The organism is Mesoplasma grammopterae ATCC 49580 (assembly GCF_000701525.1).
Lineage (GTDB): Bacteria > Bacillota_I > Bacilli_A > Mycoplasmatales > Mycoplasmataceae > Mesoplasma > Mesoplasma grammopterae.
In genome coordinates, this window is the sequence record NZ_JNJC01000001.1 from 15,934 (window position 1) to 33,799 (window position 17,866).

Genomic DNA, 17,866 nt, shown 5'->3' on the forward strand with positions numbered 1-17,866 from the left:
TTTCTAAACCATATAAATCAAAAATTAATTTGTTTTGTAAAAACTAAACTAATTCATACTTGCCTTTATTAAAGTTGTTTTTCAATTTTGAGAATTTTTATTCAAATAGTTATAATCTATCTTTTTATTATTGAATATATTAGTTTTATTATCTTTTAATATATTTGTATTAAAGTATCTATTAAAATTATTTTTAGTGTCTCAAAAAGCTAAATCATTATCTCCATTAATTCCCATTCAACTATAATTATCATTTTTTGGAAATTCTGATTTTATTTATTTATTTATACATTAATTCCTCTAAAACTTCATTGTCTAATTCTTTTAATATTTATTTTAATCAATTTTGATCGATGCTACTTATTTCAACAGTTCCATCATGTATCTACGTATTCTCTTCAAAATCATATATAGTGAAATTTATTTCCTTTTTAAAAGGTTGATAAACTACATTTTTTTCAGAGTCTGAAATAGTCAAACCACCTGACTTTTTATCTGAATTTATTTTTACACCTCTATTTTTATTTGATTTTCAAATAATTCTGGATTCTATTTAAAAACATTGAGTATATGTCATTATCATTACGCTTATTAATGCTTATATTTAAAGCTTCATTATCAATTCAATTATCTATATTTTATGCTTTATTGAAATTATTAATTCTTTGATTTTGATAAAAATAATCTTTTTTGCTTGTAATATAAGTGTTTTATTTGTTAATTCTTTCCAACTTATAAAATCATTTTGTTTATTTATTCTTTCAAATTCTTTTATCATTTTTAAAACAGGTAATGGTTTAGCTTCTTTTGTGAAAAAACCACTATTTCATTATGTATTACCTGTCATAAATAATTTTTGATTTTGTTGGTTATTAGATTCACAATAAACTATGCCTTCTTTTGTTGTTCAACTAATTTTACCATTTGTTAATAATCAGGCTGGTTCTCATCAATAAATTCCAGTTTGATAATTAGGTGATGCCTTTGAAGCTGCTTCCATCATTGAATTTATCATTGTTATTTGAGTCGCTGAAACAGGCACTTCAGAATACTCATTTTTCTCATGCTGCGAATTTTCAAGATCTCCTGAAAGATTCGTTTCATTCATTGTAAACATATTTGATGTTTCAGATACAGATGAGTTCAATCCATATTCTTTTTTGATCATAGTAATAATATCAAATAAATGTTCAGATCCTTGTCATCATTCAAGATAGCTAGTTATACCAATTTCATCAACATAATTTATTAAATTATTTTTCAATAAATACTCATTAAGAACACTTTTCCACTTAGATAATGCTACTATTCCATCAAGATGTAAAACCTTAATAATATTCTTTTCATTTTGATGAGCTAAATTAAATTTGTCAATAGCTTGAAATCCACCTTTCATTATATTAGAAGTATACATATAATTTTTTCGAGTTTTACTTTCATTTTTCGAATCTCAAAAACTAATTCTTGTAGCTTCATTATCAACTTGAATTCTAAACGGCATTATTTCAGTTTCATTATAAAATTTTTCTATAGATGAATATGCATAATCATGAACCAAGTCAGTTAATTGTTCTTCGTTTTTACCCATTCATTCTTTTGCAAGTCATTGTCTTGCGGGATCTGCTCAAAATTCAGACTAGTGAAAATCTAGCATTACATTATTGATTCCGTATTTTTATGCTTAATTTGATATTTAAATATCGGTTTGAATATCATTGTGACTTCCACCATAACTATTTCCGTATTCATCATATGAATCATTTCAAACTCTAAGTCTTATAGAATTAATACCTTTGTTTGCAAGTATTTCAAAAAGATTTTTTTGTTCACCATCATAATCATAAAATATTTACTTATCTTGTTCAGATAAATCATAATATGTTTTAAATTTTCCTTCATCAAAGGTGCTTTACTCAATAACTTCAGCATATGAAGAAATATCCACGCCTTTAATGAATGAATCGCTTGTTACAATTATATTTTCAATTGACTTTCATTTGCTATCACAAGAAACTGCAATCATAGATAAAAAAGGAGAAAATATAATGATACCTGCTTGACGACATTTTCTGATCATTATTTTTTCTCTTTTTTAATATTTTTTCTAATAAGAATTTATAAATTCTTTAATTTTAAAAAGTTGAACATAAACACTATCTTTTTTACTTTCAAAACTTTTCATTGAAATTTGATCATTTAATGAGTTTGTTCATTTATATTCAATATTTGATTTTATGTCATTATTTCATTTAATATAATTTTTTATTTTTAATGAATCCGACTCTGATATTTCTCCGCTTTGTTCAAGAGTCATTAATTTTCAAACCATTTTTATTCCGCTTTGAATATTCAATAATCTTAAACTATCGTAAATATTTTCTGAATCACCAGGATAAATTAATGAACCATCTGCTGGTTCATGAGGATTACCAATAATATAACCATCTAATGAAATATCATTTGTATAAAAACCATCTAATTGAAATCTGTCAAAACCATTAGTTCCATATTTATATGCCATTAAAGTAGACCAAGCTAAATCTCCCGGTACAGATGATAAATATCCACCTGGAAAGTTTTGTCATGAAGAATAAAATCTTGTGTTTTTTCTTTGTTCATGACGTTTTTCAACCAGACTTCTAAAATTATCTACATCTTGTTGTGTGCCCTTTTCATAGTTAAAAATATATTCTCTTTGCTGAAGAGTTATTTCATCATACGGACTAAATTTATCTTCTAGTTCTTTTGTATCATAGTAATTATCTACCTTAAATTGTCAACCAATATAAGCATGTGTTTTAATTAAATTTTCTTTGTCATATTTTTTCAAAATTTCAATTACTTGTTCGTTAATTTCTTGTTTAGTTTCATCAAATGAATAATAAAGATCGATATTTGAATAAGCATCATAGTATTTTGATGTTGGTGTGTTTTTTATGTAATTAATGTGCTCAATTAAGTTTTTGGTAAGTAAAGGTATTATAGTATCTCTAAATTGGTTTCAATCTTCAGATGTATTTCCATTGCTATCAATAAATTTATTTTTGTAAGTTACATTTGCTAAAACTTTTTGATCAACTGTATTACCATCGCTATTATTAATTGATTCATCATTTGTTTTGTAATAAAAATTAAAAGGATTAGCATTTCTGGCCACAATTGGCATGAATATTTTTTTGTAACCACTTTCATTTAAAAAATTCATATATTCATCGAAAATATCAAAGTTTATTTCTCAAGTAAGATCATTTTCAAAAACATCTGATAATTTATTTTTATCCATATCGCCTCAAAAATCCTCAACATTTTTTGCTGTATTATTAGTTGCTATATACTTTAAATAACTAAGACCAAAATTTGGTGTATATCCATATTTTGCATTATTCTCGCTTTGCAATTTAGTAAATTCTTTACCATATTTATTATTTAAACTTCTATTTTCATTTTCGTTATCTTCCTTAACCATAAAATCATGTAATGTATTTTTAGGATTATTTAGCCTTGAGTAGTTTTTTTCTGGATTTGAAAGTACTGATGTTACTGAATCTGATTTAAAAGTTGGTTTTTCATATACTGATTTGTTATATTTGTTTGTGTATTCAGCGTAAGAAGAAATTGTTGGATTATTGAAATAAATTTGAATTTTGTCTGTCGTGTTAACTTGTCCATTTATTTTATTAGCTGCCTTATTAGAAACAAAGTATGAATCAGATTGTATTAACAAGCTTACATGTTTATTATTTGGATCTTTTCTAAAAATTTGACCTAAATTAGCTTCATCTTGTCATCTTATAATTTTTGTGTCTGAAGGTAAACTTGGATTAAAACATTTTATTATTTCTAATATTTCTTTTTCAGAATTAAAATATAAATTTTCATATTCTTTTTCACTTAAAACAATATTCTTTTTAGTTACAACCTTATCAAATTGTTTTAATACAAATTTTTGAGATGACGTAGGAAATGCCATTGAATCTGAACTAATTGAATTTATTTCACTATTTTTTCTATCTATAGTTCTTTCAATTACATCTACTTGTTGATTAAAATAAATACTTTGTTCATGCCCGTTTGCATTAAAAATTAATTTGAAATTTATATTTCTTGTCCCTATTTTTGATTGATTATTTGTTTTAATAGTTATCATAATTGGTTGAAAATCAAACTTTATAGAATCTAGTTCATCAGTTGCTATTTCATCATAATTATATAAAATAGCTTTGGGAGATGCAGGATTATATTTATTATTAACTGTATTTTTTGCTTTAATTGGTTTAACGAAGTTTGCGCTAACTTCCAAATCATCCATATCATTTAAAACTTCTATTTTTAAATCTGTTATCTCATCTTCATTATTTTCTTTAAATAATACAAGTTGTGAAGATTGTGTATCATTTTTTCATAATTTTAATTCTTTTTGATTTACAGGCGTTCTTTTTACGTTTTCTAGATCACCATTAAATTTAACTACTTCATTTTCTAAAGTATTTCCAATATCTTCACCATCAACAAGGTATGTTGCATAATTAAACTCAGGTTTTCCAAAAAAATAATCAATATATTCATTATTTGATGCACTTTTAGTTTTAAATTTATTTTTAGGACCATACTGGTAATTATTTTCTCAAAACTTTTCTTTTTGGTTATTCTTATCCTCTATATTTTTTACACCACAAGAAACCATGTAAAAAAGTGGTGTTACAGTTAAAATTGATATTGTTAAAATGTTTATTATTTTTTTCATTTCTTTTCCTCTTCATAATTTCTACAAATTATACAATAAATTTTTTAAAATTTTAAAAATGATTATTTATATTAAAAATAAATATATTAAAAAACAAATTAGACTGCTACCAAAAAAAGTAACTATTAAATAAGATATTAGGGAATGCTACTTGATCATATCTATTACATTTAGCACACATTGTATATGCTATTAATATTAACACTCCTGAAAGTACTCAAATGAATATAACTGAACTTATACCTAAAACTAAGTGTGATCTTTCAATACCATTAATTAATTCATCTCTAGCTTTTCTTGTTGCAAAAGTCATTGGTACAATTTAACATGCACTAATAGCACAAAGAAATAGATTGCTCCTAATATAGGTTCGTGTCGCTAATCCAACTAAAATTAAATTGTCAAAGCTAGTCAATTAAAACCAATCGCTGCATTATAAAAACGTATCTTTTCGTTCATTTTATTTTACTTTTATTTAAACACTTATTAAATTATAAAAAACTTTATGTAAAATACATAAAGTTTTTTAAATTTATTAAATTGTGAATTAGTAAATCAAATTTTATTAGTTATTGTGCTTATTCTGTTCCAGTTTTTGCAATTGTTAAAACTACATTAGTACCTTTAACTTTTGTTGAACCTTCAACAACAGCTATTGTGATTGTTCCATCAGTTGTTTCTTCAGCAGGAACAATTTCAATAGTTACATCAGTTGACAATACTAATATAGCGTCACCTTCTAATTCAAAGTGAGTATTTAATGCTGCTAAAACATTTTCTTTTGTTGTTTCATTAGAAACTTCTAATTTTAAAGCTTCAGCTGTTAATCCAGTAATATCTTTTCTAGTATCTTCTGGTGGTGTCACTTCACCTTCGGCTTTAATAGCTCCTTCAATATCAAAAGTTGTTTTGTCTAATTTGTATCCATCCTTTGCAACTGCAGTAACAGTTACATTAGTTTTTGAATCAACTTTAAGTGCTGCTGTTAAAGATTTAATTCCTTTCAAAGTTTCATCTTTAGTGTCTTTTAATTTAGCAGTTAATGCTGTGTTAACTGCATCTAAATCTTTTAAATCTTTGATGTCAGTTCCTACTGCTTTTTCAACGTTAGCAATTGTAATTGCTTTGTCCCCTGGATCTGTAGGATTGCTACATGAAACAGCAACTGAAGCTCCTGTTGCTGTTAAACCAACAGCTCCTAATATTGATAATAATTTTTTCATTATTTATCCCCTTTTCTTATTAAATATTAAAAGCAAGAAAAATCTCACCTTGTTAAAATTATAAAACTAAAAATTCTAAATTTGTGAGTTTGGAATAAAAAAAAAAAAAAAAAGCAAAATTTTGGAAAAAATTCTCAAAATTTTGCTTTTTTTACTCTTTTTGGCTAAATTATTGATAAAACAAAACGTTTATATTTAATACTTTGAATTAAGTTATTATTATAAACTAATCATAAATGTTGCAATGAAAATCAAACAAAGAAGGTTATTATTAAATACAATACATATAATCAAACTGAATTACCTATAAATAAGTTTTGAAAGTCTACAAATGGGTAAGGATATCAACCAGTTACTCCCCCGTTTTGTAAATATAACTCACCTCTAATATATACATATGCTAAATAACTTGCTGCATAGATAAATACAATGTAGATATCTCATTTCTTATAAAAGTTATATTCATATCTTTCATTGCCCATACTGAATTGGTAAATAATAAATAATAATATAGGACAAATTAAATGCGTTACTATGGTACAAATTATTTGATTAGTGCCATAGTTAGCTATACTATCTTCACCAGACTTAACATAATATACTACACCCATTCAAAATATTAAGAACACTAACATATTTAAATTCATAATAACCATTCTAAAACGATCAGTTATTATTCCATGTTTTTCTTTTTTATCAAAATTAATAACATAGATAATTAATCAAACTATTGTCATAATATTGACTTGCACTGAAAAAAAGCTCATTAAAATATCATAATTTGTAAATGCATTTTTACTATATCAATATTCAACAAAGCTTGAAAGGTAAAATCCTCAGCATAAAAAACCTATAAATAGTAAACAAGCTATTAAATGATAATATCAAATTCAATTTTTATAATATGGTTTTGTTTTCATACTATGATTTAAGCATAAAAAAGCAAAAGACTATAGAAAGTCTTTTGAATTTATTATTAAAGTTAAATAAATTTTGCTTTTAAACATTTATAGTTGTATTAAAGTAATATTTAAGCATTACACTACCTTGATAATATTCATCATTATCATCAACATTTATAATTACAAGGAAAAGATTTGATTCTATTTCTTCTTTATAAATAACAAATAATCTATTTATAAGTTGTGGTACTAATTTATAAACACTTTCTAGGATTCCTTCATCAGTATTTTCTTCAACTTGAATAAAACTTCCTTCTTCTATTAAAGAATTAATTTCAATTTGAAATTTTGGTATTTCCTCTTCTTTGTAAATAGTTACGTTGATAATAATATTGCCTTGATATATTGGATCTTTATCGTATACAGATAAATTTCATTCTAATTGAGTTAATCTTTCAAGTTTCAAATTAGTAGAAATTAATTCGGGATAAATTTCTTTAATTTTGTTTAATATATTTAATTCATTTAGTTCACTATTTTTATCTAATATAATGTTTTTGTCTAAAAATATATCAATCAAATCCTTTTTAACTGATGGGGGCTTTGGCATCTCTTCATTTTTAATTAAACTAAATTCTTTGAAACCTTCAAAATACAAGTCATTATCATCAACATGGACTTCTCACTCTGGTTCAAAGTAAACTAGTTTTAATTTACAGTCTTTTAATTTTGGATATGCTACTTTTATTGCGTTTAAAATATTATCTTTATTTGTTTCCATTCAATAAGGTATCTCAATATAGTTTTCAGTAAATATAGTTTTTATATCAGTTTTTACAATTATTGGTTTCTCTTTTGTGTCACAACTAATTACTATTGTTGATGTACACATTGTTAAAGTTGAACATGCTAATAAATTAAGTATTTTTTTCATAAGCTTTCCTTTGCGGGGTGTTACCCTCAACTTCATTTTATGACTTAAAAATAAATAAAAAATGGTTTTAAACCATTTTATTAAATATATAATTCTATAATACATTCCCCATAATAAAATACTTCATTTGAATCTATAATAATTGATCAATGAGATTTGTCTAATTTGATGGCTGACATTTTAATATTATTTAATTCTGGGTAATTATTTCTAATTAACTTTAAAACTAATATCTCGTGTGTGTTTAAAGTTGTTACTTTAAATTCTTTTTGCTTTATAACTTCTTGTATATCTTTAACAATAAAAACTTTTAATATTAAATAACCATCATAATTTTCATCACTTGTTTTAGCTAATATTTTTCAAGTATTATTATTTTTCTCACAAATTAAATTAGCATTTTCTAAAATAGGGTTACTCTTTTTAAAATTGAAAATTATTGTATCTGGATTTTCTTCTGCTAATTTTAAATAAATGTTTGGATCAAAGATATTTATATTAATTTTCTGTTTTATTTCTATTTGTACAGAACCAATGTAAATATTCTCATTTAAACTAGTTAAGAAATATTCTTCATTTTTTATTACAGTTAATTCATTTCAATCTATTTTAATTTCTTTATTTAAAAAAAATAACTTTTCTAATATTAATTTTTCATTGAACTCTTCATCACTTGATAATACAACTTTTGTTATTAAATCTAAAGACTTTAAGTCTATTGGCGTATTATTAATTTCTGGTTGTTCAATATCATTTTTATCATAATCATTAGTCGTGCAAGCAACCAAACTACTAATTGCAATTGTTGAAAGACTAATTCCTGTTATAAATAGTAATAATTTTTTCATAATTTCATTCCTTTATACTTTCTAATTGTTATTAAGTATTAGAAAAGCAAAAAAACAATTAATATAATAATTTTTATTTCAATTAAAAAAGAATCTTACTTGCATGTAAGATTCCTAAAATATAATTTATTTTCTAAGTACAAATTAAGTCTTTAATAATTCTTGAGGTGTTGTTTCAAGTCCCTCAATAAGTTTTTGTAAAATTTTAATTGTTATATTTCTTCTTCCTCTTTCAAAATCAGAAATATAATTTTTTGAAATGCCACATCTAAAGCCTAATTCTTCTTGAGTTAAACCTTTGTGCGATCTAATCTTTCTTAGATTAGTTGCAATAATCAAAATTAAATCTTCTTCTCCATTATATTTTTTCATTATTTAAACTTTCTCTTAAACCTTTTAATGACTTAAATTTGATTGTTTTACGTGATGGTACCATTTTTAATTTGCCAGTTTTCATATCTTTCATTGTTGTTTCATTAACAAAAACTGTTGAAAACTTAGCAAAATTATTAATTTTAATTTCTGAACCTTCATTAACTAAATTATTTTCCATCAATTCAAATAAACTATCAACAATTTTTTTAATTTTAACTTTTGTCAATTTATTTTTATTATTTGAAAAAATTGAATTAACCAAATCATTTTTTGTAACCTTATTTTTTCTTATCACGGGCTTTTTTTGATTTTTTTTACCCGCCTCAACAATATCAATATTTTCTGATTGTTTTTTTTCATTAATTTGATTTTTATTTTCAGTAATTTTAATTGTTGTATCTGTTGAAACATCTTTAAAATTAAGATATTGATATTCAACTTTTCTTAATTCGTTACCTATTTTTTTCATAAATAAAATTAATTCTTTTTTAGTCATTTCTTCCAAAATTACATCATCAACTTTAATGTTGTTTAAAATAGCGTAATTTCTAATTTTATAAGCATTTTTAACTAACTCACTTAAATTTTCTTTGATTAAAACTGATCCGTCTGTTTTTGCTCTTTGTTGTAACAAAGTCAAATCGTAATCGTTTTCATTATTAATTTCTTCAAAAAATGTTTTATCTTCCTCAAAATGAGGATATAAATCAATATCAGGATTTTCAACTTCTAAAACTATTTCAGTTTCAACTTTTTTATTTTTTATTGAAGCTTCAACATCTTTTTTTGGTTTATATGATTTTTTGTTTTTAAATTTAATAATTAGAACAATTCAAGTAAGTACTAAAATAGGTAAAACTATTAGCAAAATAATATTAGATATATAATCAATTAAATTTGGCAAACTTAAATCTGTTGGGGGAATTAATCCAATAGTTTTGAATACATTTAAAATATCCATATTATTTACTAATGCATTTACTATTTTCATTAAAAAGAAAATAACTATTGTAATTAATACAGAAAATTCCAAGCTTACTTTAATTACATTATTTTTTGATTTTTTTAAAAAATTATTTTTTTGCTTTATATTTTTTTCTTGTTTTTCCATTAGTATCCTTTCTTAATATAAAACCCTTCTTTTGTTTAAAGAAGGGTTCAAAGTTATTTTTGATAAACCATTGCTTATTATAAATTTATTCGATTTATAATATCTTCTAAATCATTAATCAATTTATTTAATTGTGAGTTAATCATTTCAGCATCTGATATAGAAATTCTAAATTCACCTAATTTAAGTAAATTTTTATTAGAACTAACTTCATTAATTAAATTTTTACTTAATTCTTTTTTAAATTTAATTAGATCTTCTAAATTAGTTTCTACATCATGACCACTAAAAAATTTTTTAATTTGTTCTGTCATAATCTTTTATCTTTCTATTTTAATCAACTACAGCAATTTGTTGAAGTAGAACGTTTAATGTTCTATTTGCAGCTTTATATTTATCATTACTGTCTTTTGTTAAAAATACTGCGTAATAACTTATATTTTGAGTATTTTTAATAGTTGTTCTAGTCAATGCGTTACTTGTAGAAACAAACTCGTCTAATGTTTTAGTTTGTCCTAAAACGCTTTCAATATTATTATTTAAGTTTTCTTGAGTTTTATCAAAGAATAAAACTTCATCAACTTTGAATAAATTTTCACTTGCATCAGAACCATAGTTAAATGCAGTTGTATTTGTAAAGTATTCAGTATTAACAAATTTACTTATTTTTTCATCTTTATCATCACCAGTAAAAATATCTAGACTTTCAACAAATTGTTTTTGTTGAGCTTTATCATCTTCTTGGTTTCATTCATAAGTAATTTGTTGATTTGATAAATATTCCTTTTGAATTTTACTTGCATTAACACTTGTATCAAATTGAATAAATTGTGGTTCAATATATTTTTCATCTTTACTTGTCAAGACATGTCATTTTAAAGGATTTGATTGTATTTTTAAAATTTCAATTTCTGTTTTTATTTTATATTGTTCACTTTCAATTACTTCTTTTGAAAATTCATAACCAACATTTGCTTTTAAGTTGACAATAACTTGATTTGTTCAATAAATTGAATCAATATTTGCTCCATTTTCAGTTATTACTGAATTAGTAACACTTTCAATTGCAATTTGATCATTTGCTAGAATTTCTTTTTGTTGAGTTAAAAGCTTATCTTTAAAATCATTATAATCGCTAAAATTTTCAGTTTTAATTCAATTATTAATTGATTCTATTGTTTCAGTTATAACAGTATCTTCTATAATAACTGGATCTACAATTGTTCCCTCACATGTAAATTCCTTATCTTTCTCAGCAACATCATCATCAAATTGATAGTATTCAGAATCATTATTTTTAATTCCAATTGTTCCACTTATTTTAAATTTTGTAAGTTTTGGTATTGATGAATCAGTTGGTTGATTTGAATCAAGAATTGTGACTTTAACAGTTTTAAAAACTAAGCCTTCAGCTGGAGTACCCGGAATATTTGCATTTGGTACAAATGTATTTTTAACAGTATTTTCACTTTTAAAATAAATTTTATCTAAGAAATTTTGTAATCCTATTATAGTTGTGGTTAATTCTTCTTTAGTTATTTTTTTCTTAGGTGCTGGTTTGTTTCCACCAAAATTATAAATTAAAGTTATTGAACCTGTATATTTGTAACCATTTTTTGAATTACCATTACCATTAAATAAAATGCTTTGTTGTTTATTGGTAATTGTTCCTTCTTTTATTTCATCGCTAGCTTTCACACTAATTCCACCAGCTACATCGACTTTTTGATTAACTAGTTCTGCTTCCAGATCATCATTAGTTCAAGGTTCTTGATCATCTTTTTTACTATGTAATATTGTAGTCAAAAATCTTTCAATTGAATCAATTTTTTGTTTTTCTACTTTACTAGAACATGAGACAGCAATTGTTGATGCTGAACTTGTAACTACTAAAGATGATAGCACTAATAATAATTTTTTCATTTTCAGCTTCCTCTCCTATTTTTGATTATTAAACTCTTTCAATAAATGTGTATCTACCTAATGAACTAAAGTCAAATTCTGAGTCTTCTCCAAAAGTAACATCAAATAAGTTTGAAGAAATTCCAAATTTTAGTGCTGAGTTACGTGTTGTTTGCATTGCTAACCCTTTCATTAAAGGAGTTCCATTGTTTCCAGTATAATTGCTATCTTGTATATATGCACTTCTGTATTTTCTAAATCCAGTTTTACCAGCATCTGAATATGTAAAGTTCATGTATGTAACACCTGACATTTTTGCAATTAAGTTTTGCTCCTTAATTTGTTGAGCTTCAATTCCTGTGTTTAAGCTTAATGCATTTGCGAAATTACTTGAATTAATTTGTCCATTAACTGCTCCAGTTTCTTTTAAGTAATCTCAAATATTGAAATCAGTTCCGTCTTCTTTTTTAACACCTGTTTCACCTGACATTTTAAATTTATTATTTAATTGTTGACGTGATGCATTTGGTGATGTTCAAATGTCACTTTCTTGTATTCCGTAGAATGTTTGGAACACATTTGAGATTTGCTCAATTCCTTTATAATAAGAGTTAAAGATTTTTGATTGAGTTGAATCTGTTGTTTCAGATACAGCTGTTGCAGTGTTATCAATTGCAATTGAATATGTGAAACCAACGTCACTTAATCTTTGTGTGTAACCATTATTTAATGAAATAGTTAATCCTTTAATTGTCATTGTTTCACTTGAAATTGACATAGCTAATAGATCATCTACTTTTTCATCTTTTTCAACATTTGTTGATTTTTCTGTTCTTTTTGTATATTCACTTACAATTTTTGAATTATATTCGCTTAATGAATTTTTTCATTGTCCATCAATCGCTTCATATAAAGTTTCATCTCCAGCTACTTTTTTACCTTCTAATTGAATGCTTCCAGTAGTTTTTATTTTACCAAAGAATGTATTTCAAGCTGTTCAATCATTATAACCATAATTTATGTTAATTTTACCTGTATTATCAAAATGGTTTGTTTGTTCATGTCTAATGATATCGTTTTCATTATAATAACTAACTTTAATAGCACTTACAACAGGTGACCCATTTGTAAAGTATTTATTTTTTACAGTAGATGTCATTGTTTTAGCTAAGTTTTCATTATATTTATTAATTGCTGATTTATACACATCTGTATTAGCAGTTAATAAATCTTGTGTTGTTAAACTTGGTTCTAATGCTTTTAATGTTGCAAAGTCAACATAAACATTTGAATTTGCCTCTTTCAACATATCACCAGCTAATTCATTACTAATTTTGTTAATTGAAGCAATAATTTCGCCATTATCTGAAACAGTAATAACAATTGTTCCTTTTACAGCTTTTGTAACTGTTGCTTGTTCAGCATCTTTATATCTATAAGTTGAAGAGAAATTTAAATCAATACTTGAAATAAATCCTTCTCCGTCGTTACCAGTAGCACCATAAGTCATTTCAGCATCTTCATAATCAAATTTAAGATCATCAATTCATTTTGAACCGAAACCTCCGATTAAAACACTGTATGTTGAAGTACTGATAGCATTTCTTAAATCAGCCATTGCTTTAGCTGGGCTTAATAGTGATTCAACATTTGATGTTAAATCTTTTTGTTGGTCAGATGTTAAAACATCATAAAACTTAACTGCTTGGTCATCTGCGTATGTTGAAATTTTAGATTTTGTTTCACCGCTACCTGTACCAGCTGATGCTTGATCATAAATTGATTTTAAATTATCTTTTTGAAAGAAAATTAAACCATTTTTTGATGCTTCTGTATCTAATAATGTTGATCTTGTTGCCATTGGAGTTGAAACAATTGTTGAAAATTTAGATTGAACTTCAGATTCAAATTGTTTAATTAATTGTCTTATTGCTTCTTTTTCCTTTTCATTTGGATCAATTGTGGGGTCTGTAGTGCCATTCGAACATGAAATAACAGCCATTGATGAAGTACCAACTACAGCGAATGATGATAATATTAATAATAATTTTTTCATTTTTGTATTTTTTCCTTTTTTTCATTTTTTTTAAAATTTTTTTAGAAATCAAATTTTCTAAATTTATATAAAGCAATTGAAAAACTCAATGTGCTTATTCCAAATAAAATAACCAAATAATATCAAGGTTTAACATAATTTGATGTAGTATTTTTTTCAATCATATTAGTAGAAGTAAGTTTTATATCATACTCTGGATATCCTAAAAATAAATTTTTTTGATCTTCTAGATAAATCTTTGAAAAAGAATTTGGAGAAAATCAAATATCATTATTGTAGAATCCTAAGTTTTTGGTATATACCATTCACAACCCACTATACAAGTTGAAATAGGATAGGCCACGCATCATGCTTCTGCCTTTAGTATAACTATTTCAGTCTCCTGAAGTTTTAGATACCGCATTTGAAGACATAATTATGTAATTACTTGAATATTTAATAAAATATTCTTCAATGACTCTAGCTGAGTACATTAAATTAAAGTTTAATTGTTTTTTAACTAAATTATTTGCATTTGTAAATCTAAATCCATCATTTCGGATTCCCGCAACTGAATATTCGTAAAATGAAACAATATCTTGTTTTTTCAAAGCGTAAGTAACTTTATTTTCTTTTATTTCTTCCTTAGTTGGATCAAGCTTTTCTAAATAACTTGTCTGAATCCCTGAATCTAAAAATAAGAAATCATAAAATAAATCATATTTTTCAAATTGAAGATCATTGCTAAAATATTTGTTAATTTCATTTGTAAAACTTCTAAATTCTATTAGAGTTTTTTTTGCATTTTGATCTACTGTTTTAATAATTAATTCATCTAATTGTTCGTTTGTTATAAAAGTGTCTTTTAAGGTTATTTGAATATTAAATTTATCATTAATTTTTCAAGTATCTGGAACAGATGCATCTCTAAGGGGTTTTGAGAATAAATCTAAATTTGTTTCTGTTATAACAACTGGATTAGCATTTATAAGTCCTAAATCTTTTCACATTTGCGTTCTATAATTTATATTTTTTGTGTTATGAAATTGATCAGTCACCATTTCTTTTGAAAGAAAATAGTTGTAAACGTATTTGGATAAATGGGGATATTTAATATTTCCTTCGTTCACATGATCATATAAACTGTACGCGTCATATATATCGTTTAATTGAAAAATATCACCGCTTGTAAATTGTACATAATAACTTTTTTCATTTGCCTTTATAAAAGACATGGGGATATTTGCTATAAATGATAATGCCAGTAATAATGTACAAATAATTGTAGTAGTTTGCAACGTAAATATAAAAATTAAGAACGTAATAAAGTTAATTAAAAAGAATGTTGCAAGTAAACAATATATAACATACATCGATGTCATTCTAAGTATAAATATGTCATAATGAAACAATGTAAATGATGCATAAAATATATTAATAATAATAAAACTCATTAAAATATTTACAGCACAAATTAAAATAATTAATAAATATTGAGCTATAAAAAACTTTGTTCTGCTTACTTGATTAGTTAAAACAATATATGTTGTTTTATCTTCAAAATTCTTACTAAAGAAAAATTGAATCATTCTTAAAATAAATACAAACATTAAACAACAAACAAAAAATAATATATAAAAGTTGAATATTACAACTTGGGAACTTCCAGATTTTACAAAAGCTAATATAATCCCAACTAAAATGGAAATAATAATAGTTGCTAAATTTAAAATATAAAATAACTTTTCTTTTAATAAACTTTTAAAACTAAATTTCATTAATTTAACAAAAGGAATTCTCCTATATTTAATAAGCTTTTCTTTTATAAAATTTTGCAAAGGTTTTGTTTTCTTTTTTTCATAATTTTCTTCTACCATAGTACCTTCACCTCCTTTCAATGTAAATCAATAAATTAAATAGATTCAATTAGTATCCTTTCGAATCAATAAAATTTTTCTGATTTAATTACAAAATTTAGGTTTAAAAATGATAAATTAAAATCGACTGAAAGGTTACTTGATCCTTCTTTAAATTTTTTAAAAATAAGTTGATTATTATTCATTTCAATTATTGGAATATTTTGTAACTCTTCATTATTGTTAAACTGAAAATGAAATGTTGAAGTATTGGTTTTATTTAAAAAACTTTGACGTTCTGATTCTGCAGAATAAGTTAGGTTTTTATTATTTAGTAAACTTAGCTGAGCATTTACATCTGAAATACTTTTGTCAGTTGTAGTTGCTGCTCTAGATTGCAAAATATTTGAATTTTTCATACTGATTAATTGTTGATTGTCTGACAAAGACATTCATGTTGTTTTAGTTGTTCCATAATTTTCTTGAAAAACTTGTAGCGCACTTATTGTATTTTGATAAATTGCTTTAAAAATTGGGTCCTGATTAGGTAAAACTATTTTAGTTTTAACTATTTCATTTTCATTATTTAAATAACTGTCGTTAAAGTTATTAGCTGACACTCCTACATAATATGAAATTGGGCTAATTGGGTGATAATAATTAAATTCATCAAAATATAAACAAAAGTTATCTAAAGTAATTTCTCCGTAATTAACAAGTGAATCCGAAGCAATATCAAGTTCATTATTAGCTTTGCTTTGAAAATCACTTACTCATGTTTTATACTCTTTACTTAAATATGCATAAATATCTTGATTTCCTTTTACGAATTTATTTTCTAAGACAATTGTGTCGTCTGTTATTAGTTCACTAAATACTGTTTTGAATAAATTTATGTTGTTTGTATTAATTGTTGAAACTGTATCATCAATAATTAATTCGTTAGACCCATATTTATTTTGACGTGGATTGAAATTATCAATTTTATTAATAGACTTAAAATTCTTAAATCTATTTTCATCTTTAAAAGTAAAAACATAACTTTGTATAGGTTTACTTGAATTAGTATTATGCTCAAAAATGTAAGTTAATAAACTTTTTTCAAATTTATCAAATTTAAATATATTTTCAAAATCATTTTTTGATAAATTAAATAATCTTGAATAATCATTTATTCTAAGATCATAAGCATCAAATCAAGCTCACTCAAACTTATTTTTAATAAGGTTTTCTCTCAGTTCACTCGTTGTAAACTTTAAATTTTCAATTATGTCATTTTGATCAGAAATCGTTATTACTATATCTTCATGGTAATTATTTTTAATTATATTTTTATTAATGTCAGTGTACTGATAAGTGAAAACTAAACTTAAATTGACATTTGCTATATATTTTTTGTTTTCCTTATCAAAATCTAAATATCCAAAATCTATGTTACTAAAATCATAAGATAATCCTTCAAATCATTTTTGATCTTCATTTTTAAATTCCAAAATACTTGAATAAAAATCAAATTCAGGTTTCATTGAATCTAAAATTGATTCTTCTAATTTACTACTTTTTGTAATTTTATTTAAATCATTAGTTAGAGCATCTTTTTCTCTTTGAGATAAAAGTTCATAATTTGAATTTATATTTTGATTTTGTTTACGCAAATTTATTTCTTGTAAATTAGACTGAGTAAAAAAATCAAGATTTTTATTTTGCTGCATTGTTTGATCAATATAAATAATTTCATTTTGTTGTTTAGCTAATGCATCATGAAATTTTTTTTCAACTTCTTGCTCAAAAGATTCACCAAGAACAAAGTAGTTATAGATTGGTTTGTATTCTTGTTTATAATCTTTTGGCTTTTGACCACAAGCAGTAGTTACTAAACCAAAACCTAGAATAAATGTAGAGGCAATTGGTAATATTTTTTTTAACATTTTAGGAG

The 17,866-nt window shown here is 24.2% G+C and carries 14 protein-coding genes and 1 pseudogene; all 15 read right to left on the bottom strand.

Features of this window, described 5'->3' with window-relative positions; translation table 4 throughout:
- Positions 1–829 precede the first annotated feature (829 nt).
- Positions 830–1,849: pseudogene (locus tag T314_RS0100080) on the bottom strand (glycosyl hydrolase 53 family protein).
- A 60-nt stretch (positions 1,850–1,909) separates the two neighbouring features.
- The gene (locus T314_RS03980) at positions 1,910–2,077 is read right to left on the bottom strand and encodes a hypothetical protein (RefSeq protein WP_156933605.1); all 168 of its coding nucleotides are present in this window, start codon (positions 2,075–2,077) and stop codon (positions 1,910–1,912) included.
- A 27-nt stretch (positions 2,078–2,104) separates the two neighbouring features.
- Positions 2,105–4,744, bottom strand: coding sequence for a glycoside hydrolase domain-containing protein (locus T314_RS0100090; protein ID WP_029511651.1), 2,640 nt, complete (start codon positions 4,742–4,744; stop codon positions 2,105–2,107).
- Positions 4,745–4,850: 106 nt separating this feature from the next.
- Positions 4,851–5,057 (bottom strand): hypothetical protein, encoded by a 207-nt coding sequence (locus T314_RS0100095; RefSeq protein ID WP_029511652.1) that lies wholly within the window; start codon positions 5,055–5,057, stop codon positions 4,851–4,853.
- Between the two features lie 265 nt (positions 5,058–5,322).
- Positions 5,323–5,967, bottom strand: a complete 645-nt coding sequence (locus T314_RS0100100; RefSeq protein WP_029511653.1) for a lipoprotein — start codon at positions 5,965–5,967, stop codon at positions 5,323–5,325.
- A gap of 164 nt (positions 5,968–6,131) precedes the next feature.
- On the bottom strand, positions 6,132–6,719 hold the full coding sequence (locus tag T314_RS03780; RefSeq protein ID WP_167321176.1) for a hypothetical protein: 588 nt from the start codon (positions 6,717–6,719) through the stop codon (positions 6,132–6,134).
- A gap of 247 nt (positions 6,720–6,966) precedes the next feature.
- Positions 6,967–7,803 carry a hypothetical protein gene (locus T314_RS0100110; protein ID WP_029511655.1) on the bottom strand — a complete coding sequence of 279 codons (837 nt, stop codon included), beginning with the start codon at positions 7,801–7,803 and terminating at the stop codon, positions 6,967–6,969.
- Between the two features lie 80 nt (positions 7,804–7,883).
- A complete protein-coding gene (locus T314_RS0100115; RefSeq protein WP_029511656.1) occupies positions 7,884–8,651 on the bottom strand; it encodes a hypothetical protein in 768 nt (255 codons plus the stop codon).
- Positions 8,652–8,795: 144 nt separating this feature from the next.
- A complete protein-coding gene (locus tag T314_RS0100120) occupies positions 8,796–9,023 on the bottom strand; it encodes a helix-turn-helix domain-containing protein (protein ID WP_029511657.1) in 228 nt (75 codons plus the stop codon).
- Positions 9,010–10,137: an HU family DNA-binding protein gene (locus T314_RS0100125; RefSeq protein ID WP_029511658.1), complete on the bottom strand. Its 1,128-nt coding sequence runs from the start codon at positions 10,135–10,137 to the stop codon at positions 9,010–9,012. Before T314_RS0100125 ends, T314_RS0100120 begins: the two co-directional genes overlap by 14 nt.
- A 77-nt stretch (positions 10,138–10,214) precedes the next feature.
- Entirely contained in the window at positions 10,215–10,451 is a 237-nt protein-coding gene (locus T314_RS0100130) for a hypothetical protein (protein ID WP_029511659.1), read from the bottom strand.
- A 19-nt stretch (positions 10,452–10,470) separates the two neighbouring features.
- Positions 10,471–12,060 (bottom strand): hypothetical protein, encoded by a 1,590-nt coding sequence (locus T314_RS0100135; RefSeq protein WP_029511660.1) that lies wholly within the window; start codon positions 12,058–12,060, stop codon positions 10,471–10,473.
- A gap of 28 nt (positions 12,061–12,088) precedes the next feature.
- Entirely contained in the window at positions 12,089–14,095 is a 2,007-nt protein-coding gene (locus T314_RS0100140; RefSeq protein ID WP_029511661.1) for a hypothetical protein, read from the bottom strand.
- A gap of 41 nt (positions 14,096–14,136) precedes the next feature.
- Positions 14,137–15,951 carry an ABC transporter permease gene (locus T314_RS04050; RefSeq protein WP_029511662.1) on the bottom strand — a complete coding sequence of 605 codons (1,815 nt, stop codon included), beginning with the start codon at positions 15,949–15,951 and terminating at the stop codon, positions 14,137–14,139.
- 35 nt (positions 15,952–15,986) lie between these two features.
- A complete protein-coding gene (locus tag T314_RS0100150; protein ID WP_029511663.1) occupies positions 15,987–17,858 on the bottom strand; it encodes a hypothetical protein in 1,872 nt (623 codons plus the stop codon).
- Positions 17,859–17,866 lie beyond the last annotated feature (8 nt).